The 22481-nt window shown below is 70.2% G+C and carries 26 protein-coding genes; 13 read left to right on the top strand and 13 right to left on the bottom strand.

The window, feature by feature from the left end; genetic code table 11:
- The first annotated feature begins 281 nt into the window (after nt 1-281).
- Both ACH4FH_RS15675 and ACH4FH_RS15680 read left to right on the top strand, forming a co-directional pair.
- A complete protein-coding gene (locus tag ACH4FH_RS15675) occupies nt 282-503 on the top strand; it encodes a helix-turn-helix domain-containing protein (protein ID WP_052854540.1) in 222 nt (73 codons plus the stop codon).
- A 115-nt stretch (nt 504-618) separates the two neighbouring features.
- Complete coding sequence (locus ACH4FH_RS15680; RefSeq protein ID WP_398556352.1) at nt 619-1398, top strand: enoyl-CoA hydratase/isomerase family protein; 780 nt, start codon at nt 619-621, stop codon at nt 1396-1398.
- Nucleotides 1399-1443: 45 nt separating this feature from the next.
- On the opposite strand, the gene ACH4FH_RS15685 is transcribed toward ACH4FH_RS15680, so the two are convergent.
- Complete coding sequence (locus tag ACH4FH_RS15685) at nt 1444-2193, bottom strand: hypothetical protein (RefSeq protein WP_398556353.1); 750 nt, start codon at nt 2191-2193, stop codon at nt 1444-1446.
- Between the two features lie 222 nt (nt 2194-2415).
- Between ACH4FH_RS15685 and ACH4FH_RS15690 the strand changes: the two genes are divergently transcribed.
- The 5 genes from ACH4FH_RS15690 to amaP are packed head-to-tail and all read left to right on the top strand — an operon-like array spanning nt 2416 to nt 4797.
- Entirely contained in the window at nt 2416-2880 is a 465-nt protein-coding gene (locus tag ACH4FH_RS15690; RefSeq protein WP_398556354.1) for an Asp23/Gls24 family envelope stress response protein, read from the top strand.
- 36 nt (nt 2881-2916) lie between these two features.
- Nucleotides 2917-3123 (top strand): hypothetical protein, encoded by a 207-nt coding sequence (locus tag ACH4FH_RS15695; RefSeq protein ID WP_398556355.1) that lies wholly within the window; start codon nt 2917-2919, stop codon nt 3121-3123.
- Between the two features lie 6 nt (nt 3124-3129).
- Complete coding sequence (locus ACH4FH_RS15700; RefSeq protein WP_398556356.1) at nt 3130-3522, top strand: hypothetical protein; 393 nt, start codon at nt 3130-3132, stop codon at nt 3520-3522.
- Nucleotides 3519-4184, top strand: a complete 666-nt coding sequence (locus tag ACH4FH_RS15705) for a DUF6286 domain-containing protein (RefSeq protein WP_398556357.1) — start codon at nt 3519-3521, stop codon at nt 4182-4184. The genes ACH4FH_RS15700 and ACH4FH_RS15705 overlap by 4 nt, the downstream gene beginning before the upstream one ends.
- Nucleotides 4185-4191: 7 nt before the next feature.
- On the top strand, nt 4192-4797 hold the full coding sequence (gene amaP / locus ACH4FH_RS15710) for an alkaline shock response membrane anchor protein AmaP (RefSeq protein WP_398556358.1): 606 nt from the start codon (nt 4192-4194) through the stop codon (nt 4795-4797).
- 87 nt (nt 4798-4884) lie between these two features.
- Here the strand turns inward: amaP and ACH4FH_RS15715 are convergent, their stop codons facing one another.
- The 6 genes from ACH4FH_RS15715 to ACH4FH_RS15740 form a co-directional block, all read right to left on the bottom strand.
- Nucleotides 4885-5640: an SDR family oxidoreductase gene (locus ACH4FH_RS15715; protein ID WP_398556359.1), complete on the bottom strand. Its 756-nt coding sequence runs from the start codon at nt 5638-5640 to the stop codon at nt 4885-4887.
- 4 nt (nt 5641-5644) lie between these two features.
- Nucleotides 5645-7432 (bottom strand): glycoside hydrolase family 15 protein, encoded by a 1788-nt coding sequence (locus tag ACH4FH_RS15720; RefSeq protein WP_398556360.1) that lies wholly within the window; start codon nt 7430-7432, stop codon nt 5645-5647.
- 29 nt (nt 7433-7461) lie between these two features.
- Nucleotides 7462-8370: an SURF1 family protein gene (locus ACH4FH_RS15725; protein WP_398556361.1), complete on the bottom strand. Its 909-nt coding sequence runs from the start codon at nt 8368-8370 to the stop codon at nt 7462-7464.
- An 85-nt stretch (nt 8371-8455) separates the two neighbouring features.
- Nucleotides 8456-8689 carry a hypothetical protein gene (locus ACH4FH_RS15730; protein ID WP_398556362.1) on the bottom strand — a complete coding sequence of 78 codons (234 nt, stop codon included), beginning with the start codon at nt 8687-8689 and terminating at the stop codon, nt 8456-8458.
- A gap of 63 nt (nt 8690-8752) precedes the next feature.
- The gene (locus tag ACH4FH_RS15735) at nt 8753-9787 is read right to left on the bottom strand and encodes a DEDDh family exonuclease (protein ID WP_398556363.1); all 1035 of its coding nucleotides are present in this window, start codon (nt 9785-9787) and stop codon (nt 8753-8755) included.
- Nucleotides 9788-10076: 289 nt separating this feature from the next.
- On the bottom strand, nt 10077-10787 hold the full coding sequence (locus ACH4FH_RS15740) for a Type 1 glutamine amidotransferase-like domain-containing protein (RefSeq protein ID WP_398556364.1): 711 nt from the start codon (nt 10785-10787) through the stop codon (nt 10077-10079).
- A 218-nt stretch (nt 10788-11005) separates the two neighbouring features.
- Between ACH4FH_RS15740 and ACH4FH_RS15745 the strand changes: the two genes are divergently transcribed.
- Nucleotides 11006-11971: a sterol desaturase family protein gene (locus ACH4FH_RS15745; RefSeq protein ID WP_398556365.1), complete on the top strand. Its 966-nt coding sequence runs from the start codon at nt 11006-11008 to the stop codon at nt 11969-11971.
- Nucleotides 11968-12711, top strand: coding sequence for a lysoplasmalogenase family protein (locus ACH4FH_RS15750; protein WP_398556366.1), 744 nt, complete (start codon nt 11968-11970; stop codon nt 12709-12711). Before ACH4FH_RS15745 ends, ACH4FH_RS15750 begins: the two co-directional genes overlap by 4 nt.
- 141 nt (nt 12712-12852) lie before the next feature.
- Here ACH4FH_RS15750 and ACH4FH_RS15755 read toward each other — a convergent pair whose 3' ends face one another.
- Nucleotides 12853-14364, bottom strand: coding sequence for a S8 family serine peptidase (locus ACH4FH_RS15755; RefSeq protein ID WP_398556367.1), 1512 nt, complete (start codon nt 14362-14364; stop codon nt 12853-12855).
- Nucleotides 14365-14902: 538 nt separating this feature from the next.
- Here ACH4FH_RS15755 and ACH4FH_RS15760 point away from each other — a divergent pair.
- The 3 genes from ACH4FH_RS15760 (at nt 14903) to moaA (ending at nt 18017) form a co-directional block, all read left to right on the top strand.
- Entirely contained in the window at nt 14903-15247 is a 345-nt protein-coding gene (locus tag ACH4FH_RS15760) for a DUF485 domain-containing protein (protein ID WP_398556368.1), read from the top strand.
- Nucleotides 15244-16881 carry a cation acetate symporter gene (locus ACH4FH_RS15765; protein WP_398556369.1) on the top strand — a complete coding sequence of 546 codons (1638 nt, stop codon included), beginning with the start codon at nt 15244-15246 and terminating at the stop codon, nt 16879-16881. The genes ACH4FH_RS15760 and ACH4FH_RS15765 overlap by 4 nt, the downstream gene beginning before the upstream one ends.
- 146 nt (nt 16882-17027) lie before the next feature.
- Nucleotides 17028-18017, top strand: coding sequence for a GTP 3',8-cyclase MoaA (moaA, locus tag ACH4FH_RS15770; RefSeq protein ID WP_398556370.1), 990 nt, complete (start codon nt 17028-17030; stop codon nt 18015-18017).
- Between the two features lie 54 nt (nt 18018-18071).
- Here moaA and ACH4FH_RS15775 read toward each other — a convergent pair whose 3' ends face one another.
- The 5 genes from ACH4FH_RS15775 to ACH4FH_RS15795 form a co-directional block, all read right to left on the bottom strand.
- Nucleotides 18072-19400, bottom strand: a complete 1329-nt coding sequence (locus ACH4FH_RS15775; protein ID WP_398556371.1) for a hypothetical protein — start codon at nt 19398-19400, stop codon at nt 18072-18074.
- Nucleotides 19397-20518: a WXG100 family type VII secretion target gene (locus ACH4FH_RS15780; RefSeq protein ID WP_398556372.1), complete on the bottom strand. Its 1122-nt coding sequence runs from the start codon at nt 20516-20518 to the stop codon at nt 19397-19399. Before ACH4FH_RS15780 ends, ACH4FH_RS15775 begins: the two co-directional genes overlap by 4 nt.
- A complete protein-coding gene (locus tag ACH4FH_RS15785; protein ID WP_398556373.1) occupies nt 20515-20838 on the bottom strand; it encodes a hypothetical protein in 324 nt (107 codons plus the stop codon). The genes ACH4FH_RS15780 and ACH4FH_RS15785 overlap by 4 nt, the downstream gene beginning before the upstream one ends.
- A gap of 312 nt (nt 20839-21150) precedes the next feature.
- The gene (locus ACH4FH_RS15790) at nt 21151-21387 is read right to left on the bottom strand and encodes a hypothetical protein (protein ID WP_398556374.1); all 237 of its coding nucleotides are present in this window, start codon (nt 21385-21387) and stop codon (nt 21151-21153) included.
- Nucleotides 21388-21588: 201 nt separating this feature from the next.
- Entirely contained in the window at nt 21589-21972 is a 384-nt protein-coding gene (locus ACH4FH_RS15795; protein WP_398556375.1) for a DUF3099 domain-containing protein, read from the bottom strand.
- 219 nt (nt 21973-22191) lie between these two features.
- Between ACH4FH_RS15795 and ACH4FH_RS15800 the strand changes: the two genes are divergently transcribed.
- Nucleotides 22192-22470, top strand: a complete 279-nt coding sequence (locus ACH4FH_RS15800) for a GlsB/YeaQ/YmgE family stress response membrane protein (RefSeq protein ID WP_398556376.1) — start codon at nt 22192-22194, stop codon at nt 22468-22470.
- The last annotated feature ends 11 nt before the right edge of the window (nt 22471-22481 follow it).

Below are 22481 nucleotides of genomic sequence, written 5' to 3' on the forward strand. Positions count from 1 at the left end.
TCTGAGTGAGAACGGCTCGTACATCGGCGAGCCTGCGGCGGAAGGCCGGGCCCCTCGGGCCCGGCCTTCTCCCTTTCGATCACATACCTCCTGACCTGCCGCTTCTCCCCGCCGGCGGTCGCCGGCGGGCTCGCGCGACGGGCGGAATGAGGAATTCCGTCGGCGGTGACCGGGCGCCGGAGGCCAAAGGATGTCGTACCGACCTTGCGGAATGGGTGGCCAGGAAGCCGAAGAGGGGTGATCATGAGAGTCCAGAGCGCACTTCCCACGAGGAGGCACGGGTGGCCGAGACTCTGAAGAAGGGCAGCCGGGTAACCGGCGCCGCGCGCGAGAAGCTCGCGGCAGACCTGAAGAAGAAGTACGACTCCGGTGCGAGCATCCGGGCGCTGGCCGACGAAACCGGTCGCTCCTATGGATTCGTGCATCGGATGCTCAGCGAATCCGGTGTGGTCCTGCGCGGTCGTGGCGGAGCCACGAGGGGCAAGAAGGCCGCCTCGGCCTGACGACCGCGACTCCGGGTGCAAGCGGTGTCCCCCCGGTCGATCGAGCAGTCGACCGGGAGGTTACCGTTCAGTCACTTACGCACGCAGGTGCGGCTGGCTGACTCGGAGGCGCCCTATGACTCTGCTCGACAAGGACGGTGTGCGGCTCACCGTGGACGACGCGATCGCCACGGTGACCCTCGCCAACGCGGCCAAGCGCAACGCGCAGTCGCCTGCCATGTGGCGGGCGTTGGCCGAGGCGGGTTCGCTGCTGCCGGGAAGCGTACGGATCGTGGTGCTGCGGGCCGAGGGCCAGTCCTTCTCCGCAGGGCTCGACCGGCAGGCGTTCACGCCCGAGGGATTCGACGGCGAGCCGTCGTTCCTCGACATGGCGCTTGGCCCGGACAGTGAGCTGGACGCCACCATCGCCGAGTACCAGGAGGCGTTCACCTGGTGGCGGCGCAATGACGTGGTCTCCATCGCCGCCGTGCAGGGGCATGCCATCGGTGCGGGCTTCCAGCTCGCTCTGGCCTGCGACCTGCGGGTCTGCGCACAGGATGTCCAGTTCGCCATGCGCGAGACCAGCCTGGGGCTGGTACCGGACCTGACCGGCACGCACCCCCTCCTCGGCCTCGTGGGCTACGCCCGCGCACTGGAGATCTGCGCCACCGGACGCTTCGTGCACGCCGAGGAGGCGGAACGGGTGGGCCTGGCCAACCTCGTGGTGCCCGCCGACGAACTGGACGCCGCGGTGGCCGATCTCGCGGCGGCCCTCACCGCCGCCCCGCGTGACGCGGTCATCGAGACCAAGGCACTGCTCGCCGGCGCCGCGGACCGTACGTACGAGGAGCAGCGCACCGCGGAGCGGGCGGCTCAGGCACGTCGGCTGCGCGATCTCGCGGGCATCGGGGAGTAGCACCCGAGACAGTGCGTACGGGAGCACCCGGTCGGCGAAAGAGTCTCAGCCCGCCGGCCGGGCGCTTCTGGAGAAGTCCCCCTCCACGCCCGTGACCAGCACGGAGACCGTCAGGGCCGAGGGCGCCGCGGCCGTCACCGCCGCACGCACGGCCCGGGCCACCTCCACTGCCCGGTGTCCGGCCAGGGTCGTCAGCTGAACGAACGCATGCCCCTCGGCGAGCCGAGCCGGCCGGGCGCCGAGCGTCGGGGTGAGCCGGGCGACGCCGGGGACGGCGCGGGCGACGGCGGCGATCCCCTCAGGGCCGTCCTGCGTGGCCCCCTCGCGGGCCTTCGGCGGCGTCGTCGGTGTGCCGGAGGTCCCCGCGGCCGTGACCCGGTCGGTCCGCTCCGCGTCGCCCGCCTCCAGGAGGTCGTCGGCCCGCAGATCCACCGCGCTCACCACCAGCCCCAACTCCCGCTCCGCCGCGTCCAGAAGAGCGCCGCGCAGCAGCTCCGCGACGGCGGGCAGCGGCCGGTCGGCGTACGCGGCGAAGCCCGCCTCGATCCGCAGCGGGCCCGGCGGCAAGGCGCTCGGTGGCGCCGGGACCTCGGGACGCGGTGCGCTCTCGGGATCCGCGAGGGACAGCCGCAGCGTCCCCCATCGCACCCCGGCCGGTGAGCCGACGGCAGCCCGCAGCGCGTCGGCGGCCGCCCGCTCGGTGATCCAGGACCCGTCCGAGGGCCCGCCGAGCGGCAGCACCCGGCCGATGCGGAGCTGCTCGCTCACCACTTGCGCCAACTGGTATGCGGGCACCGCGTCACCTCTTTCCCGCTGTCCGTGATTTCCCCGGCTCCCCGGTCTTCCCAACTGTGCCCCCAGCCTGCCGCAGAGCTGCCCGTACGGCAGGGCGGTGCGCCGAATGGAGCCATATGGAGCAGGCCCCCCGGCATCCCCGAAGCGGGGTGCGGGAACCGCACTTACTGTGGAAATCGGAGCGGGCAGACCGCTTCTCCCCTCCGAAAGGGACGAACGGCGATGAGCGAGAGCCAGCAGTATTCGGACAGTGGAAAGACGCTGGGCGGCAGGCGGGGCGGCGGCGATCCCGCTTCCCGTGGACGTACCACCATCGCCGACGGCGTCGTCGAGAAGATCGCCGGCCTGGCGGCCCGTGAGGTGGTCGGCGTCCACGCCATGGGCAGCGGCTTCGCCCGCACCTTCGGCGCGGTCCGGGACCGGGTACCCGGCGGCGGCAAGTCGGCCACCGCGTCCCGCGGCGTGAAGGCGGAGGTCGGCGAGGTACAGACCGCGCTGGACCTGGAGATCGTGGTGGACTACGGCGTGGCGATCGCCGATGTCGCGCGGGCCGTCCGGGAGAACGTCATCTCCGCCGTCGAGCGGATGACGGGCCTGGAGGTCGTCGAGGTCAACATCGCGGTCAGCGACGTCAAGCTGCCCGAAGAGGAAGACGAAGAAGAGGAATCGGAGTCTCGGCTTCAGTAACCGAGTCCGCCCGGAGTGGTAGCGAAGGAGCGCATGATGAGCATGGCCGTGGTCGGCCTCTTGGCCGGTATGGCGCTGGGCTTCGCCGGATACTTCGGCGGCTTCGGAGCCTTCGTCCTGGTAGCGGCGTTGGGTGCGATCGGATTCGTGGCGGGCAGGTTCCTCGACGGCGACCTGGAGCCCGGCACCTTCTTCCGTACGCGCAACGGCGACCGCTACGACCGCTACGACCGGCGGGGGTGACGCCGGGTGACGACGGTTTCCACGGCCCCCGCTGTCACCGTCGTTCCGGCGGGGGAGCGGGGCGCGACAAAGATCGCTGACCGGGTGGTGGCCAAGCTCGCCGCGCAGGCGGCGCGCGAAGCGTTGCGCACGGCCGCTGCCGGCTCGACCACCGACGCCCACGCCTCGGTGACCGTCCACCGCCGGGACGGCCGGCCGCACTTCGGCGAGGCCCGGGTGCGCGTGACCGTGGAAGTCGGCTACCCCTCGGACATCGGCGCGCAGTGCGGCGCGGTGCGCCGCCGGGTCACCGAGCGGGTCAGGACACTGGCGAACATGGAGGTGCCCGACGTCGCGGTGGAGGTCGAGCGCCTGCACTCCCCGCTGCTGGACACCCCCGGCAGGGGAAGGGTGCGATGAGCGAGGACGAGGAACTGTCGAACACCCGGCGGCTGCCCACGCTCGACAAGGAGCCGGACGCCTCCGACCCGTCGGAGCCGTCTCCCGACGCGAAGGACGCCAGCGCCACCGCGGACGGCGAGCAGGCCGGCCGCTTCTGGTCGGAGCGACGGGTACCGGTCGCCATCGTCGCCCTGGTGCTGCTCGGCGCGACGGGGCTGATGCTCTACGACGTCGTCGCGGTGCGCGCCGACCACCCGGCGATGTCCTGGCGCCGTCAGCTCGCCGACCACCTGGCCACCCGCCCCCTGGACAGCCCCTGGGTACTGGGAATCGCGGCGGCCGCCGCGCTGATCGGGCTGTGGCTCCTCGTGCTGGCCCTCACCCCGGGGCTGCGCGAGGTGCTGCCGATGCGGCGCACCACCTCCGGTATCCGGGCCGGACTCGACCGTTCGGCCGCCGCCCTGATCCTCCGCGACCGGGCCATGGAGGTGCCCGGCGTGCAGTCCGTGAAGATGTCCGTCACCCGCCGCAAGGCCAAGGCGCGCGCGTTCTCCCACTTCCGTGAGCTGGAAGAGGTCCGCAGCGACCTGGACGCGGCGCTCGGTGACGGTCTGCAACAGCTGGGGCTCTCGCACCGGTTGCGGCTCTCCCTCAAAGTCCGGCGCCCGAAGAAGAGGTGAGCGCGACATGCGCAAGGTGCGAAGAACCGTCAACAGGGTGCTGCTGGGACTGGCGGGCGCGGTGCTCTTCGGGGCCGGGGCGTCGGTGCTGACGGCCGGACTCGACCTGCCCGCCAAATGGCACTTCACGCTGCCCGACCACTGGCCCTGGACCGCGCCCGACGACGTACTGCTCTCCGAGAAGAACCGCACCCGGTGGACGGACAGCGGCTGGTGGTGGCCCACGGTCATCGCGGCCCTGGCCGTACTGCTCCTGCTTCTGCTGTGGTGGCTGCTCGTCCAGTTCCGGCGGCACCGGCTGAACCATCTCCTGGTCGACAGCGGCGACGGTGAGGGCGCCCTGCTGCGCGGCCGGGCGCTCGAGGTCGCGCTGACGGCGGAGACGGAGGCGCTGGACGGCGTGGACCACGCCACCATGCGGCTGACCGGCCGGCGGACCGAGTCCAAGGTGCGAGCCCAGCTGGCGCTCACCCCGCACGCCGACCCGGGCACGGTGGTGCGGCGTCTGGCGGACGACGCGCTGGACAACGCGCGCCGCTCGGCGGGACTGGACGAGCTGCCGGCGGATGTCCGGCTGCGGGCCGTCCGGCACCGCGCGGAGCGGGTCAGCTGACACCATGGCGACGGCACGAAGCGGCGAAGCGCCCCGATTGGCCGGCGAGACCGGCCACCCGGGGCGCTTCGCCGTGTGTGCGACGCGTCAGAAGCCGTGCCGTGCCCCGCCGTCGACCGGCACCATGACGCCGGTGACATAGGAGGCGGCCGGCGAGAGCAGGAACGCCGCGGCCCGGCCGAACTCCTCGGGGTTGCCGTAGCGGCCCAGCGGAATCGACGCGGAGTTGCGCGCGCGGGAGCCCTCCGGGTCCCCGGAGAGCGCGTCGAGCTGGGTCATCCGGTCGGTGGCGATCCGGCCCGGCAGCACGCCGACGACGCGGATGCCGCGCGGGCCCACCTCGTCGGCCAGCGACTTGGCGAACCCGGCGAGACCCGGGCGGAGCCCGTTGGAGATGGTCAGGCCGCTGATCGGCTCGTGGACGGAGCCGGACAGCACGAAACCGATGACGCCGCCCTCGTCCAGTTCGGCGGCGGCGGTCCTGGCCAGCCGTACCGCGCCCAGGAAGACCGCCTCGAAGGCCGACTGCCACTGCTCGTCGGTGTTGTCGGCGGCCGAGCCGGGCGGCGGGCCGCCGACGCTGATCAGGATGCCGTCGAAGCGGCCGAAGCGCTCACGGGCCGCCGTGACCAGGCGCGCCGCGGCGTCCGGATCGGCGTTGTCGGCCGCTACCCCGAGGGCGCGGTCACCCAGGGAGGCGGCCGCCTTGGCCGCGCTCTCCTCGGTGCGCCCGGTGAGCACGACGTTGGCGCCGTCGGCGATCAGTTCACGGGCGGTGGCGAAACCCAGGCCGCGGGTCGCTCCGGTGACGATGTACGTCCGGTCGGTGAGTCCAAGATCCATGGCCCTAGTCTGCCCCCGGCCCGTCCAGCAGCGCGAAGGCGGTCCCCACCAGCCCGATATGGCTGAACGCCTGCGGGTAGTTGCCCAGCTGCCGCTTGGCGACCGGGTCGTACTCCTCGGCCAGCAGTCCGACGTCGTTGCGCAGCGACAGCAGCCGCTCGAACAGTGCGCGGGCCTCGTCGCGGCGGCCGATCGCGTGCAGCGCGTCGGCGAGCCAGAACGAGCAGACCAGGAAGGCGCCCTCGCCGCCCGGCAGGCCGTCGACGGACACACCGTCGGTGGTGCTGTAGCGGCGTACCAGCCCGTCGTGCGTCAGCTCCCGCTGTACCGCCTCCACGGTGCCGACGACCCGCGGGTCGGTCGCAGGCAGGAAACCGACGCGGGGGATCAGCAGGGTCGCGGCGTCCAGTTCCGTCGAGCCGTAGTACTGGGTGAAGGTGCCGCGCTCCGGGTCGTAGCCCTGCTCGCAGACCTCGCGGTGGACCTCGTCGCGCATCGCCCGCCAGCGGGTGAGGTCGCCGCCGCTCTTCGAATACGCCTCCAGCGCCCGCACCGCGCGGTCCGCCGCGACCCAGGCCATGACCTTGGAGTGCACGAAGTGGCGGCGCGGCCCGCGGATCTCCCACAGCCCCTCGTCGGGGTCGCGCCAGTTGGACTCCAGGTAGTCCATCAGGGCGCTCTGGATCCGCCAGGCGTGCTGTTCCGAAGGCAGCCCCGCGGTGCGCGCGATGTGGAAGGAGTCCAGCACCTCGCCGTAGACGTCGAGCTGCCGTTGCTCGACGGCGGCGTTTCCGATCCGTACCGGCGGGGAGTCGGCGTACCCGGACAGCCACGGGAGTTCGGCCTCCGGGAGCCGCCGTTCGCCGGAGAGCCCGTACATGATCTGCAGGTCCTGGGGGGCGCCGGCCACCGCACGCAGCAGCCAGTCCCGCCAGGCCCCCGCCTCGTCCAGATATCCGGCGGCGATCAGGGAGTTCAGGGTGAGACTGGCGTCGCGCACCCAGCAGTAGCGGTAGTCCCAGTTGCGGACGCCGCCGAGCTCCTCGGGCAGCGAGGTGGTGGGGGCCGCGACGATGCCGCCGGTGGGCGCGTAGGTCAGCGCCTTGAGGGTGATCAGCGAGCGGATCACGGCGGCGCGGTACGGGCCTTCGTAGCGGCATCGGGCGGACCAGTCCTGCCAGTCCTCCAAGGTGGCGTCGAGTGCCTCGAACGGCTCGATCTGGTTCGGCCGGGGCTCGTGGGAGGGGTGCCAGGTCAGCACGAATGCGGCGCGTTCGCCCTCGGAGACGGTGAAGTCCGAACGGGTGCTGAAGCCCTTGCCGTAGGTGGCGCCCCGGGAGGGGGTGCGCAGCCACACCGAGTCCGGTCCCGCGACCGCGACCCGGCAGTCGTTGGAGTGCCGCACCCAGGGCACCACCCGCCCGTAGTCGAAGCGCAGCCGCAGTACACCGCGCATCTCGACGGTGCCGCGGATGCCTTCGACGATCCGTACGACATCGGGCGCGCGGTCGCGCTGCGGCATGAAGTCGGTGACCTTGACGGTGCCGGTGGGGGTCTCCCACACGGTGTCCAGCACGAGGGAGTCACCGCGGTAGGAGCGCTCGGCGCGCGCGTCGGCGTCCCGGGGGGCCAGTCGCCAGTGTCCGTTGTCCCTGGTGCCCAGTATGGCGGCGAAACAGGCGGCCGAATCGAAGCGCGGCAGGCACAGCCAGTCGATGGATCCGTCGCGGCCGACGAGTGCGGCGGTCTGCAGATCGCCGATGAGCGCGTAGTCCTCGATGAGTGGGTGCACTCAGCGCACCTTCCCGCCGAGGGGGCGGGCTACTCGGTCGGGGCGGCTGTCCGGGCTACGGCTTCCGCCGGGGCCGCTGCCGGGTCCCGGTCGGCCGCGGTGGGCGCTGCGGATTCCGCGTCCGTGGCGGAGCGCTCGGCCTCCTGGGGGGCCGGGGGACCGGCCGCGCCCCGGTCGTCCTTGGCCGCGGCCTCGGCCCGGTCGCGGCGCTCGCGGCGTACCAGGACGACCCAGCCGACCGGTACGGCCGCCGCGAAGAGCCACCACTGGATGGCGTACGCCATGTGTGGCCCGATGCTGTCGTGATCCGGCTCCGGGACCTGCTCGGGCTTGCCGCCCGCCGGCTCGGGCCCGGTCTGCTCGAGGTAGCCGCCGAGGACCGGCCGGTCGAGCCGCTCGGCCTGCTGCGCGCTGTTGATCAGCATCACCTGGCGGGCCGGCAGCCCCTTGGTGTTCTTGATGCCGCTCTCGGCGGTGGTCTCGTCGGCCATCATCCGGCCGGTCACCGTCACCTGGCCGCGGGGAGCGGCCGGGACGTCGGGGAACTTCGTGAGGTCGTTGCCCGCCGAGATCCAGCCCCGGTTGACCAGGACGACGTCGCCGCCGGGCAGGAGCAGGGGAGTCAGGACGTAGTAGCCGATGCTCTGCTCGTCGGCGGCGGTGCGCTGGCGGACGACGACCTCGTGCCGGGTGTCGTACCTGCCGGTGGCGGTGACCGTGCGCCACATGTCGTCCCGGGGCAGTGGCCGGCCCGGCGCGGTCAGATCGGTGACCGGGACCGGCTCGGCGGCGAGGCTGTCCGAGATGAGCTGGTTCTGCGCCACCTTGTGTTCGTGCCGGTGGAACTGCCAGAAGCCCAGCTTGATCATCGTTGGGATCAGGACCAAGCCCAGGAGGGTGAGGATCACCCACTGCCGGGACAACAGGAAGCGGTACACGCATTGACGGTACCCGGAGTGCGGCTGCCCCCGAGCAGGGGGTCCTGCCGGGGGCCGAAAGCCGCTTCGGGGGACGACGGCCGGGTCAGACTCTGTCGACGATGCCCACCTTCCCCTCCGCGCGGGCGCAGTGGGCGCCGCAGAACCACTGGTCCCCGACCTCGACGCCCTGACCGATGATCTGGCATCGGCAGTGCTCGCAGATCGGTGCCATGCGGTGGATGGCGCAGGAGAAGCAGTCGAAGACGTGCACCGCGCCCTGCGCGTGCACCTCGAATGTCATGCCGTAGTCGTTTCCGCAGACCTCACAACGTGCCATGCGCCACAGGGTGCGGGCGGGGCCTGCGCGGGGCGAGGTGCCGACGGGTGTGTTGGGCGCGCTTCACCCGGAAGCAGGCGCCGAGGACGCCGGCACGACGTCCTGCAGCAGCTGCATGAAGGCCGCCTCGTCGATCACGACCGTGCCGAACGAGGCCGCCTTGGCGGTCTTGGAGGTCTGCGCACCGGGGTCGTTGGTCACCAGCAGACTCGTCAGCCGGGACACGCTCGTGGCGACATGCAGACCGGCCTCGATCGCGCGGTCCTCCAGCAGCTCGCGGTCGACGGAGGTGTCGCCCGAGAACGCGACCCGCATGCCCTGGACTAGCCGGCCGCCGGCTTCGTAGCGCCCCGGGTTGGGATACGGGCAGGCCGGGCGCTTGCGGGCCGGCCGCCACGAAGTGGGGCGGTAGGAGGACGCGGAGTGCTGCCGGGGCGCGGGGGCGTCCGACCACTCCGTCAGCGGCTGGCAGTTCAGCAGCGGGAGCCGAAGATTCTCCTGCGCGGCGCGGCGCAGACCGGGGCGGAACGCCTCGGCGAGCACCCGGGCGTCGTCCAGGGCGTGGTGGGCGCGCTCCTGCACGACGCCGTAATGGGCGGCGAGGGACTCCAGCTTGTGGTTGGGCAACGGCAGCGCCAGCTCCTTGGCGAGCGCGATCGTGCACAGGCGCTGGCGGACCGGCGCGGTGGCCGCGGCGCGGGCGTACTCCCGGGCGATCATGGACCAGTCGAACATGGCGTTGTGCGCGACCAGCACCCGGTCCTCCAGGCGCTTGGACAGCTCCGGGACGATGTCCGGGAAGAGCGGGGCATCGGCCAGCACCGCGCTCGTCAGGCCGTGGATCCAGACCGGGCCGGGGTCCCGCTGCGGGTTGACGAGGGTGTACCAGTGGTCCTGGACCTCGCCCTGTGCGTCGAGTTGATACACGGCGGCAGAGATGATGCGGTCGTCCCGGGCCAGGCCGGTGGTCTCCACGTCGACCACCGCGTATCCCTGGGGATACGAGGTCGGCCAAGGAGCCGGCGGCGTCTGCGGGCCCGGCTGCTGCCCGATCTTCGGGGCGATCGAGGGGGCTGCTGCCATGCGGTCTTCGAGCATGGTCAATGAGGATACGGGCCGCCACTGACAGCCACCGCACCGCCGTCGCGCGCGTCGGCCTGTGCGACGCCCCTGTCGCCGCCGGTGCGGAGGTCACCTGCGGCGGTCGCAAGGCCGGGCGAAAGCACCGTCAGCAGCCCCTGGGCAGCGCGGATGGAGCTCGCCGCCAGGTCGCGGGGGACCGCGCCGCGGCTTCCCGAGACGGACCCGTCGCGTGCGGATTTACGCAAGCCGGACGGTACGTCCGCAGTTCGCCCCGCACTTCCGCGTTGTCGCCCGTGCCGAAGCGTCAGGTCTTCGGGGCGAGCTGCCGCGCGTCCCACGGTGTCTCGGCCACCGCGCCCCCCTCGCCGACGCTCACCCGCCGCAAGGTGGCGCCCGGCCTGCGCGTCACGACATCCACCGGGCGGCCGTCCGTGAACACCCCGGCGGCACCGTCGTCGATGGCCCAACCGCCTGGCAACGCGCCGCTGTTGACGGCGGCCCGGTATCCGGGACGGCGTGCCGGTTCGCTGTCGTAGTGCGGGCAGACGCTGCCCGGAAGCAGTCCCAGCCCGTCGGAGAGCGGCGCCGGGGGACCGAAGGAGTCCGAGAGCGCGCTCTCGAACCAGCAGCAGGCCCCCGCGCTGATGCCGCAGAGCAATACCCCGGCCTCGTACGCCTCGCGCAGGACGGCGTCCAGGCCGTGCAGGCGCCAGACGGCGAGCATGTTGGCGGTGTTGCCGCCGCCGACGTAGACGATGTCCTGGGCGAGTACAAACGTGCGCAAGTCGGGCTCGGTGCGCCGGAACAGCGCCAGATGGCTCGGCTCGCAGTCGCGCGCGCCGAAGGCGGCGTGGAACGCCTCGATGTACCCCTGGGCGTCGCCGCTCGCGGTGGGCAGAAAGCAGATCTTCGGCCGTGGGCGCCCGGCCGTGGCGAGGACGTGGTCATCGATCAGGGTGTCGTCATCGTCGGAGAAGCCGCCGCCCAGCAGGGCGAGGGTGCGTGCCGGGGCCATCCGGTCCTCGATTCTTCCGATGCGCGCGCTGGGGGCGTGCCGGCGGGCGGGCGAGGCTGTGCGGTGGGACGCCGCCCGCACTCCGCAACGTAGGAGCCTCGGCCGCCGATCGCGACCGATTTCTCCCGGAGCGGCAGCAGCAGCTGACAACACGTCTTACATACTTCTCGGTAACAACCTCTAGCGGGGGCCCCACTGCCGCCTTTATGGTGCGGGGCATGCCGCACCTGCCCGATGTCGTGTTGTGGTCCGTACCGGCCTTCGTCCTGCTCACCGTCGTGGAGATGGTGAGCTATCGCCTGCATCCCGACGAGGACGCGGAGGGCTATCAGGCGAAGGACGCCGCCACCAGCGTCGGTATGGGGCTCGGCAGCCTCGTCTTCGACGCCCTGTGGAAGATACCGATCGTGGCGATCTACGCCGCGATCTACGAACTCACCCCGCTGCGCGTCCCCGTCCTGTGGTGGACGCTGCTGCTGATGCTGCTGGCGCAGGACTTCTTCTATTACTGGTCGCACCGCGGGCACCACGTCATCCGCGTCCTGTGGGCGTGCCATGTGGTGCACCACTCCAGCAAGAACTTCAACCTGACCACCGCGCTGCGGCAGCCCTGGACGACGTGGACCGTCTGGCCGTTCTACGTCCCGATGATCGCCCTCGGGGTGCATCCGGCGGCCGTCGCCTTCTGCTCGGGGGCCAACCTCGTCTACCAGTTCTGGGTCCACACCGAGCGGATCGGCAAGCTGCCGCGCCCGGTGGAGTTCGTCCTGAACACGCCCTCCCACCACCGGGTCCACCATGCCTCGCAGGGTGGCTACCTCGACCGGAACTTCGGCGGGATCCTGATCCTCTGGGACCGGATGTTCGGCTCGTTCGTCGCCGAGACCGAGCGGCCCGTCTACGGCCTCACCAAGAACATCGAGACCCACAACCCGCTGCGGGTCGCCACCCATGAGTACGCCGCCATCGCGCGCGACGTACGGGCGGCCGACACCTGGCGCGAACGCGCCGGACGGGTCTTCGGCGGGCCGGGATGGCAGCCGGCGGGCGCGGCCGTGCCCGGCCGGGCCGTGGTGGACGGCGCCGAGCCCCCCGTGGAAGCGGGCGGTTCACCGGGGCCGGCCGGGAAGAAGAAGACCCGGCGCGAGAAGAAGAGCGCCACGGTCAAGGAGCCCGCCGCGTGACCTTCCCAGTGCCCGGCCCCCGCACCGCGCGGATCCTGGCCGGCGCCTTCGGCGCGCTGGCCGTCGTCCACCTCGCCGCCCTGCTGACCCGGGCGGCCACCGGCACCGCCGACGGGCTCGGCGCCGCAGCGGACCTCGCCGTCCACGTCACCAAGCCCGCCCTGATGCCCGTGCTCGCGGGATTCGTCCTCGCCCGTGGCGGCCCGCCGCTGCTGGCCGGCGCGCTGCTGTTCGGCTGCGGGGGCGACACCTTCCTCCAGATCGGCGGGGACACCCTCTTTCTGCTGGGGATGGGCTCGTTCGCCGCCGGGCACGTCTGCTACCTGGTGCTCTTCGCCCGCCACGGCGCACCCGACGCGCGACGGGGGCGCACCGCAGCGGCTGCCGCCGCGTACGCCGCCGTGCTGACCGGCACCGTGGCTCTGCTGTGGCTTGACCTGCCGCCCGAGCTGCGGATCCCCGTGGCGGGCTACAGCCTGCTGCTCACCACGATGGCGTTCGGCGCCCTGCGGGCAGGGCCCTGGGCCGCGCTCGGCGGGCTGCTCTTCCTGCTCTCGGACACCCTGATCGCGACCGGTATCGCCGAGTGGCCGCAGCTGCCGGGCCCGCAGTTCTGGATCATGCTCACCTATATTGCGGCCCAGTGCGCGCTGGCCGGCGGTGTGCTCCGGGCGGTCGCCGCCCCGCGCGGACCGCGTGCCGCCGCACAGCCCACCCGTACGGCCGGCTCGGCCGTCTGAGCCGCTGGGCAGCCGAGGGCCGACCGTGAGGCCGGGCGGAGCGTGGCGTGACCGCGAGCCGCCCGGCCCTCGCGTCGGCCCGTTGCCGCCCCCGGACAGCGCAACGGGCCGGGTGGCGAACCACCCGGCCCGTCGGGGGAGTTACTTCTTCACCGCGTCCAGCGCGTCGACGATGCCGTAGCCGAAGTGGCTGTTGACATGCTTCGTGCCGGTGCAGGTGGCGTCACCCGTGGGGCAGCCAGGGTTGTCGGCCTGCTCCTTGAGCAGCCACTGGATCTCCTGCGGGCTCGCCTTCGGGTGGGCGCTCTTGACCAGCGCCGCGACGCCCGCGACATGCGGCGACGCCATGGACGTGCCGGCCAGGTAGGCCCAGTCACCGCCCGGCATCGTGGAGAGGATGTTGCCGTTCTTGGCGGGCAGCTCGGGCACCTGCCGCGAGTCGCCGCCCGGGGCCGCCACATCGATCTGGCCGAGGCCGTAGTTCGAGTAGTACGACTTGAGCTTGTTCACGCCGGTCGCCGCGACCGTCACCGTGCCCGGGATCTGGGTCGGGACGTCCCAGCAGGTCTTCGGGTCGATGGTGCGCTCGACCGGCGTCGAGTCGTTCGGGCTGCTGTTGTCGGCGATCTTGGCAGCCGCGAGGTCGAAGCTGGAGTTGCCCGCCGCGGCGACGTTGATCGCGCCCTTGCGCTGGGCGTACTTCGCGGCCCGGCCGACCGCGTCAATGATGGCCGCCTGGTCGGCGTCATCCTTGCAGTTGAACATCCACGGGTCGACGTAGTAGCTGTTGTTCGTGACCTCGACGCCGTGGTCGGCCGCGAAGACGAAGGCACACACCACGCTCTCGGCGAAGAAGAGGCTGGTGTCGGGCTCGCTGACCTTGATGGCCGAGAGCTTCACGCCCGGGGCGACACCCGCCACGCCCACGCCGTTGCGGGCCGCGGCGATGGAACCGGCGACATGCGTGCCGTGGTAGTCGTTGTCCGGGTCGTACGGGCGCCAGGCCCCCGCGGAGGTATCGGCCACGCCGCCCACGCAGTTGGCGGACTGCTTCGCCGAGAAGTTCGCCTTCAGGTCCGGGTGGGTGTCGTCCACGCCGGTGTCGATGACGGCGACGGTGACCTTCTTGCTGCCGGGGTTCACCTGCGCGGCCTTGTCGGCCTTGATCGCCGGGATGTCCCACTGCAGGGGCTCCAACGGCTCCTCGCCGCTCGCCTTGGCCGCCGCGGCCGCCTTGAGCTGAGACTTCGGCAGCGCGACCTTCTGCGGCTTGCCGATGTCGGTGGTACCCGACGCCTTCAGCGGCGCGGTACGGGTGGCGCCCGCAGACTGCACACCCTGCACGGTCCGGATCGACTCCGAGAACCGGGGGTTGGCCGAATGGACGACGATCACACCGATCTGCTGATGAGCGGTGACCACCTTCCCCCCGGCCTTGGCTATCTCCTTCGTCACCCTGCCGACCGTGGCCCGGTCCGGGGTGGTGTTCACGACATACGACAGCAGCGGGCCGTCGGTCGAGACGGCAGCGGCCGGAGCGGTGTCCTGCGACGCGGCGGTGGCCGCGTTCGGGAGGAAACCGAGGGATGCCGTCAGAGCCAGTCCGAGCGGGACGGCCAACGCCCGCACCCGTCTGGATCGGGGATGCGCCATGGGTACTCCACATCATCCGTGAGACCGCCCGTGCACGGGTGTGCGCACGGGCGGATGCAATGACTCGTGAAGCTATCGGCGATCACCGGAGAACAGCAATGGACTCGGCCGAAAACCTGGCAGATATGGCATATTGACGCCGCGTCACATGAATCGGCAGGAGCCGTTCACGGGCCGCGCCGCAAGGATCCGATGCTCAGCGGCGGCAGGGCGACGCGTGAGCCGTACCACCGGCGCTGCTCCCTCCCGGCCGGCCGCGGCGCCGTGGGCGGGACGGCGAGCGGGGCCGGCAGCCGGACGCTGCCGTAGGGGCGCCGACGGGGGCCGAACGGCTGCGGGGCCTGCGTGGGAGGCGGTTTCACAACCGTCTCAACGAAGCGGCCCTCGAGCGGTGGCGGCCCCTCGGGCCATTCCTCTGGAATTCAACCAACAGCCCCCTGTCGCATCGTTTGCCACGGCTCTACCATGCGTGATCCGGATCACTTACATGACTCTTACCGTCGGCCGTCCCACCAGCAACTACGCGTCAGGAGATTCCGTGAGCACCGCACCGCCCTCCGCCCCGGGGCCGCACGAGCCGCCCGACTACGCCCAGGAGCAGTCGAGCGCGGAATTCGCCGCACTACGCCACTCGTACCGCTCGTTCGCCTTCCCGCTCACCATCGCCTTCATCCTCTGGTATCTCGCGTACGTGCTGCTGTCGAGCTACGCGGGTGACTTCATGGCGCTGAAGGTCTTCGGCAATGTCAACGTCGCCTTCGTCCTCGGCATCGCCCAGTTCGCGACCACCTTCCTCATCGCCTGGTGGTACGCCCGGCACGCCGCAGCCAAGCTCGACCCCAAGGCCGAGGCCATCAAGTCCCGCCTGGAGGGCGACGCATGAACCTCATCCAGCAGCCGCACACGCTCCCGCTCGCGGCCGGCGGCGCGGGCGAGCACCGGCCCCTGATCATCTCGCTCTTCGCGGTCTTCGTCCTGGCCACCCTCGCCATCACCGTCTGGGCGGGCCGCCAGACCAAGGGAGCGGAGGACTTCTACGCCGGCGGCCGGCAGTTCAGCGGCTTCCAGAACGGCCTGGCGATCTCCGGCGACTACATGTCCGCCGCGTCCTTCCTCGGCATCGCCGGCGCCATCGCGCTCTTCGGCTACGACGGCTTCCTCTACTCCATCGGCTTCCTCGTCGCCTGGCTGGTCGCCCTGCTCCTGGTCGCCGAACCCCTGCGCAACTCGGGCCGGTTCACGATGGGTGACGTGCTCGCCTACCGCATGCGCCAGCGCCCGGTCCGCACGGCCGCGGGCACCTCCACCATCGTCGTCTCGATCTTCTACCTGCTCGCCCAGATGGCCGGCGCCGGCGCCCTGGTCACCCTGCTCCTCGGCATCACCAGCGAAGCGGGCAAGATCCTGGTCGTCGTCATCGTCGGCATCGTGATGATCCTCTACGTCACCATCGGCGGCATGAAGGGCACCACGTGGGTGCAGATGGTCAAGGCCGTCCTGCTGATCGCCGGCACTCTGCTGATCACCTTCCTGGTGATGCTCAAGTTCAACTTCAACATCTCCACCCTGCTGGGCGCCGCCGCCGAGAACAGCGGCAAGGGCGCGTCCTTCCTGGAGCCCGGCCTGAAGTACGGCGCCACCGCCACCTCGAAGATCGACTTCATCTCCCTGGGCATCGCCCTCGTCCTGGGCACCGCCGGCCTGCCCCACATCCTCATCCGCTTCTACACGGTGCCCACGGCCAAGGCCGCCCGTAAGTCGGTGAACTGGGCGATCGGCATCATCGGCATCTTCTACCTGATGACCATCGCGCTCGGCTTCGGCGCCGCCGCCCTGATCAAGCCCGCCACGATCATCGCGTCCAACAAGGCGGGCAACACCGCGGCCCCGCTGCTCGCCCAGGAGATCGGCGGCGGTGCGGACTCCACGGGCGGTGCGATCCTGCTCGCGGTCATCTCGGCGGTGGCCTTCGCGACGATCCTCGCCGTGGTCGCGGGACTCACCCTGGCCTCGTCCTCGTCCTTCGCGCACGACCTGTACGTCAACGTCATCCGCAAGGGCAAGGCCACCGAGAAGGAAGAGGTCCGCGCGGCCCGCTGGGCGACGGTGGGCATCGGCTCCGTCGCCATCGCCCTCGGCGTCCTCGCCCGCGGCCTGAACGTGGCGGGCCTGGTGGCCCTCGCCTTCGCCGTGGCGGCGTCCGCCAACCTCCCGACGCTCCTCTACAGCCTGTTCTGGAAGCGGTTCACCACCAACGGCGCCCTGTGGTCGATCTACGGCGGCCTGGCCTCCTCGGTCCTGCTGGTCCTGTTCTCGCCCGTCGTCTCCGGCAAGGAGACGTCGATGTTCCCGGGCGTGGACTTCGCCTACTTCCCGCTGGAGAACCCCGGCCTGATCTCCATCCCGCTGGGCTTCCTGCTCGGCTGGCTGGGATCCCTGCTGTCCAAGGAGGAGCCGGACGTGAAGAAGTACGCCGAGCTGGAGGTCCGCTCCCTCACCGGAACCGGAGCGCACTGAGACATCCGTACACCCCATGGGCGGGGCGCCCTCGTAGAGATCTACGAGGGCGCCCCGCCCACCTCGTGCTTCTCAGGGCTGCTCCGCGGCGAACCCATCACGTAGGCTCGAAGCGTACTGATCCGGACTCTCGGGGAGGGGACCTCGTGCTCATCGACACCTACGGTCGCGTGGCCACCGACCTGCGCGTCTCGCTGACCGACCGCTGCAATCTCCGTTGCACCTACTGCATGCCGGAGGAGGGCCTGCAGTGGCTCGCGAAGCCGGATCTGCTCACCGACGACGAGATCGTCCGGCTGATCCGCATAGCCGTGACCGACCTCGGCATCGAAGAGGTCCGCTTCACGGGCGGCGAGCCGCTCCTGCGCCCCGGCCTCGTCGGCATCGTCGAGCGCGTCGCGGCGCTCACCCCCCGCCCCCAGATGTCGCTCACCACCAACGGCATCGGCCTGCAGCGCACCGCGACCGCGCTGCGCGACGCCGGCCTGGACCGTGTGAACGTCTCCCTGGACACCCTGCGGCCGGACGTCTTCCAGACCATGACCCGCCGCAAGCGGCACGACGACGTGCTGCGCGGCCTGGAGGCGGCCCGCGACGCCGGCCTGACCCCGGTCAAGGTCAACACCGTCCTGATGCCGGGCCTCAACGACGACGAGGCCCCCGACCTCCTCGCCTGGGCCGTGGAGAACGACTACGAGCTCCGCTTCATCGAGCAGATGCCCCTCGACGCCCAGCACGGCTGGAAGCGCGACGGCATGATCACCGCAGGTGACATCCTCACCTCGCTGCGCACCCGCTTCGAGCTGACCGCCGAGGGCCGGGACGAGCGCGGCTCCGCGCCCGCAGAACGCTGGATCGTCGACGGCGGCCCGCACCGCGTGGGCGTCATCGCCTCCGTCACCCGCCCGTTCTGCCGGGCCTGCGACCGCACCCGCCTGACCGCCGACGGCCAGGTCCGTACGTGCCTGTTCGCCACCGAGGAGACGGACCTGCGTGCCGCCCTCCGCTCGGACGCCCCCGACGCCGAGATCGCCCGCATCTGGAAACTCGCGATGTGGGGCAAGAAGGCCGGCTCCGGCCTGGACGACCCGACCTTCCTCCAGCCCGACCGCCCGATGTCCGCGATCGGCGGCTGAAGCCTCTTCGCGGGGCGGCGGCCGGACGCCGTGGTGGCTGCCGGGGCCTCCGGCTCAGGCCCCAGGGCCCGGGAGGAGGCTCCGCAGATACCGCGTGCGGCGGCTTTTCACCATGACCCGTCCCACCGCTGCGGAGACGTACGCGGTGACCGCGAGGAGAACCGTCGCGGCGGTACCCACGCCACAGGCGATGACGGCCAGGGCGAGCACGCCTATCAGCAGTGCCCATAGGCCCGCCGCGTGGATGCGCGGATTCCAGACCGGGCAGGTGCGGATCGCACGCAGCTTCTCCCAGTCGGGGAGTGCGTCGGAAGCGGACACGACGGCGCCCTCAGGCAGTTGCGCACCCTCCGCGGTGTCGAACCAGCCTCGTACGCACCGGCGGCCCTCCAACACCAGGGTGGCGAAGGCCTTGTGACCCTTCGCCAGGTATTCCGGGGAGGGCACGATCCAGAAGAGCCCTGCCTGAAGGCCGGTGATCTGCCGGTCAAGGCCCGGCGGGTCGATGGCGGGGTCCAGGAAGATCTCCAGAGGCTCTCCAGCGGGACCCGTCATCCGGATACGGGGATGCGGCCGCCGTGGCACGTCCGGCTTGGGAGGCTCCCGGTCCAGCGTCACGTCCACACCGGTCACGGTGACGGCGACCGAGCGGCCACGGCCATTTTCGCCGAGTACTTTCAGCTTGCGCCCGGCCCGGGCGAAGCCGCCGAAGAGGGCGCCCAAGGACAGAAAGAGACCGGTGACGAGCAGTACCAGAGCGTAGGTGGCCGGTTGCGCAGAGCCTCCGCTCTCCTCCTGCAAGACGTCCCGGTCACCGTCGGCGAGAGCTCCGAGTTCAACTGCGGAGGGGGCATAGAGGGCCCACACCTTGTCTCCGCGATCCACCCGGTAGTCCGAGTCGAATTCGGCCGTGACGGCTTCGCTACCGGTGTCGAACGGAACAGAAACCCGAGCCTTGTACTCGTAATGTCCGGAGTGCTTGCTCCGGACATACTCGGACGACAGCACATCCTGGACTGCTACTGCCCGAATGCCTCCCCCCGCCTCAACGATCCGAGTGGCTTCGGGGGAAGGGGAGAGGGCGGCGTAGCCGAACAAATAGATGGGCACGATGATCCCGAAAAAGAGCGCGGCAGAGATCCACGCCCCGTTCCGATCGGGCCACCAATACCTGCTGGTCTCCTCCCGGCCTGACGCAGGGAGGTGATCACGTCGCAGCAGGAGCAGGGCGCCTGCGATACCGGCGGATGTCAGCGCGAGACACGCGAGGAGATCCCACCGCGGCAGCGCCGCGGCGGGTTGCATCAACACCCGCACCATGGCCGCCAGTATCCCGGCACCGGCTGTCGCCAGGCAGACGTTCATCGCACGGGATCGAGTCATCCGAATGTGTCCTTTACGCTGCGTTCTTGAGGAGTCGATCTGGCTTCGGGCTTTTCCTTCGAATCGTCATCGCCTTGCAGCGAAGCCTGCCCGAACCCCGCTGCAGCGCCGCCAAGCCCACCGGTTACTCCGTCGATCGACATGTGGGGGCCGGTCCGCGCAGGAGCCGGTGTAAAGCCTGCATCCGGCACGAAGCCTTCAGTTGGCTTACCGAGATGCCCCGCTCCCGCCCCGCCTACGCCGCCCAGTCCCCCACCAACGAGGTTGGCGCCTGTGCCCCACAAGAAATCACTCTTATTGAATTCCTCGCCGGTAGCGGCTTTAACGCCCTCGGTTGCCCAGCCACCTACGACGTTGCCCGTGGCGCCTGCCGCAACTCCGCCTGCTACGTCGCTAATGAATCCAGTCCCGACACGCGAAGCAGCCTTTCCTGCCACCAGCCCGGCACCGGTTCCGGTGACGGCTCCCAGCCCCCCCTGCCAGGTCGCTTCCCATAGCCCCGCGCCATCGATTCCTTCCCCGGACATACCTTGACCGAGGAGTGTACCTCCTGTGTTCCCGGCCCAGTTAATGGCAACGTTTGAGAGGAATTTATGCGTTTTCGCCAGCTGCGCAATACGCCGGAATGCCGAGGCAATGCGCGTAAGGATTGAGGCGAGGCGAGCTGAAACGCGGCCGGCCTGGGCTGCGAGGCGGGTTGCGTTTGCTGCTGCGGCAGCCCCACCGAAGCCCATGGTTACGAAGGAAAGGGCGACCCCGACGGCGATTGAGGCTCCGATCTCCAGATAAATGCCGTGGATTTCATCGTTCACCTCTTCGATGGAGTCGGCTGCATCATCAAGGCCCTTGGCGGCCTGAGTGAAGGTGGGTTCCGTTTTATGGATACCCTGCTTCAGCTCGTTCCAATGCGCTTCGAACGCGTCGGCGGAATCACCTCGCCAATGCTCCCCGAGGGTGGCCTGGATCTTTTTGTCAAGGGCATCGAAGGCTTCCTCCAGTTCTGAGCCCATGTTGCGCCACGAGGTGGCTGCAGCGCGCAGGACGTCGGGCCGTCCTCCGGGGTTTATCAGCTCGAGCCCTGCCTCGACGATCTCCTCGCCGACTCCTTCGTTGCTCACTTTTCCCCCTGCTTGAAGGCAGCCGCGATTTCCTCGTCCGAAGCTTCGCTGTTTTTTACATTTTCCCGGAGGAGCTGACCCATCGCATCAAGGTGCTTGTGGAGTTTGGCGAGGGACTCCGACATGTTCTCAGAGAGTTCGATGTAGGCGGAAGTAACTTCCTCGGACTCGGTGAGGAGGCCGAAGCCGTCATGGATCGCCTCTGAATCGGTTTTTGTCTTGAATCCCTTTAGCGCACTCTCGATGTCGTACGCATAGCTGGCGAAGCTTTTGCCTAGCTTCTTGATTTCCTCCGGTTCGATATGAAATTCTTTTGCCACCAAATCCCCCGATGTACCTTGCTCCGTAAAGGCGCGCACCGATGGTGCGCAGCTGCGTCTGAAAAAGGACCAAGATCACGCTACAGGAACTTCGGGGAGCGGGGTGACCGAGTACATGCAGCTGGTCATTCTCGGTCAAGGTATTTAGTGGCAATGTCGGTTTTTGCCCACGGGTCAAACAGTGCAAAGGTGGTCCGAGGGCATCAGTTGCCGACTTCGGAAGGCTCGTTCTTTTCGGTCTGGGTGCGCCTTGCGCCCCCGGGGCGCAGACCGGGAGGATGCCTCGCCGCTTCGGCCAGGCGGGTCGTCCGCTCAGCTCCCGGACGCCGACGCCTCCCACTCCTCCAGTGTCACGACGTCCTTCAGGAAGCCGCGGACGCCGAGGAACTGGGAGAGGTGCTCGCGGTGTTCCTCGCAGGCGAGCCAGGTCTTGCGGCGCTCCGGGGTGTGCAGCTTCGGGTTGTTCCAGGCCAGTACCCACACGGCGGCGGCGCGGCAGCCCTTGGCGGAGCAGATGACGGCGTTCTCGGGGGAGTTCGGGGAGATCACGGTCTCAACCCTACGTCGCGCATCCGGGCCCGGACATGGCGACGCCGGGCAGCCACGGGGGGAGCCGCCCGGCGTCGGTCCGTCGCTCCGACGGGGGATGCGGAGCGCGTACGCAGTATGTCACGGGCACTGGTTCCAGGTGCACCGGAACCACATGATTGATCTGAGCTTTTCTTGAGCTTTGCAGACAGGTCCGAGGGGTCAGGTTCCCGTGGTCCGCGGCTCCGACGCGTCCGCTTCGGGAGGACCCGAAGGTTCCGTTCCCGACTCCGCGGGCGTGGCCGGACTCCCCGCCGTCAGCATCGGCCGGGTCGGCGCGGCGACGAACGTCGAGGGCAGTGAAGGGGCGTTCTCCCGGCCCGCGTTGGCGATGACGACCGCGATATAGGGGAGCGCGATGCCCAGTACCAGCGTCGCGATGGCGATGGGCCGCTGGACGTTCCAGAGCACGGCGGTCAGGATCACGGCCACGGTCCGCACCGACATGGAGATCACATAGCGGCGCTGCCGGCCGCGCACGTCCTCGGACAGCCCCTGGCGCGCACCGGTGATCCGGAAGGCCTCGGTGCTGCTGTGCTTCCGCATCACATTCCACCACCTGGTCAGTTGTGCCGGATGCTCCGCTTTCCGGGCGGATTCCACGGTACGCCGCGTCTGCGTCGCGTTCGAGACCGGGTCCTGCCGTGGTGCGTCCCTGTGACCTACGCCGTTGTGCCCACTCCCTGCTCCGGCGTGCGCCGTAGCACGCACGGAGCGACACTGGCGTGGCACGGGTACGTGCTCCGCGCCCCACGAGGAGGCGACATGAGTTGGTTGTGGGCGATCATCCTCGGTCTGGTCCTGGGTCTGATCGCGAAGGCCATCATCCCGGGCAAGCAGGCGATCCCCCTCTGGCTGACCGTGATCTTCGGCATGCTGGGCAGCGTCCTGGGAAACTGGGCGGCCACCGGTATCGGAGTGAACGAGACCGAGGGCATCGACTGGATGCGCCACTTGCTGCAGCTGGTCGGTGCGGTCCTCGTCGTCGGGGTGGGCGACCGTGTCTGGGCCGGCCTGCGCTCGCACAGGAGACGGACCACCTAGGTACACACATA

Source organism: Streptomyces sp. NPDC017993 (assembly GCF_044328065.1).
Lineage (GTDB): Bacteria > Actinomycetota > Actinomycetes > Streptomycetales > Streptomycetaceae > Streptomyces.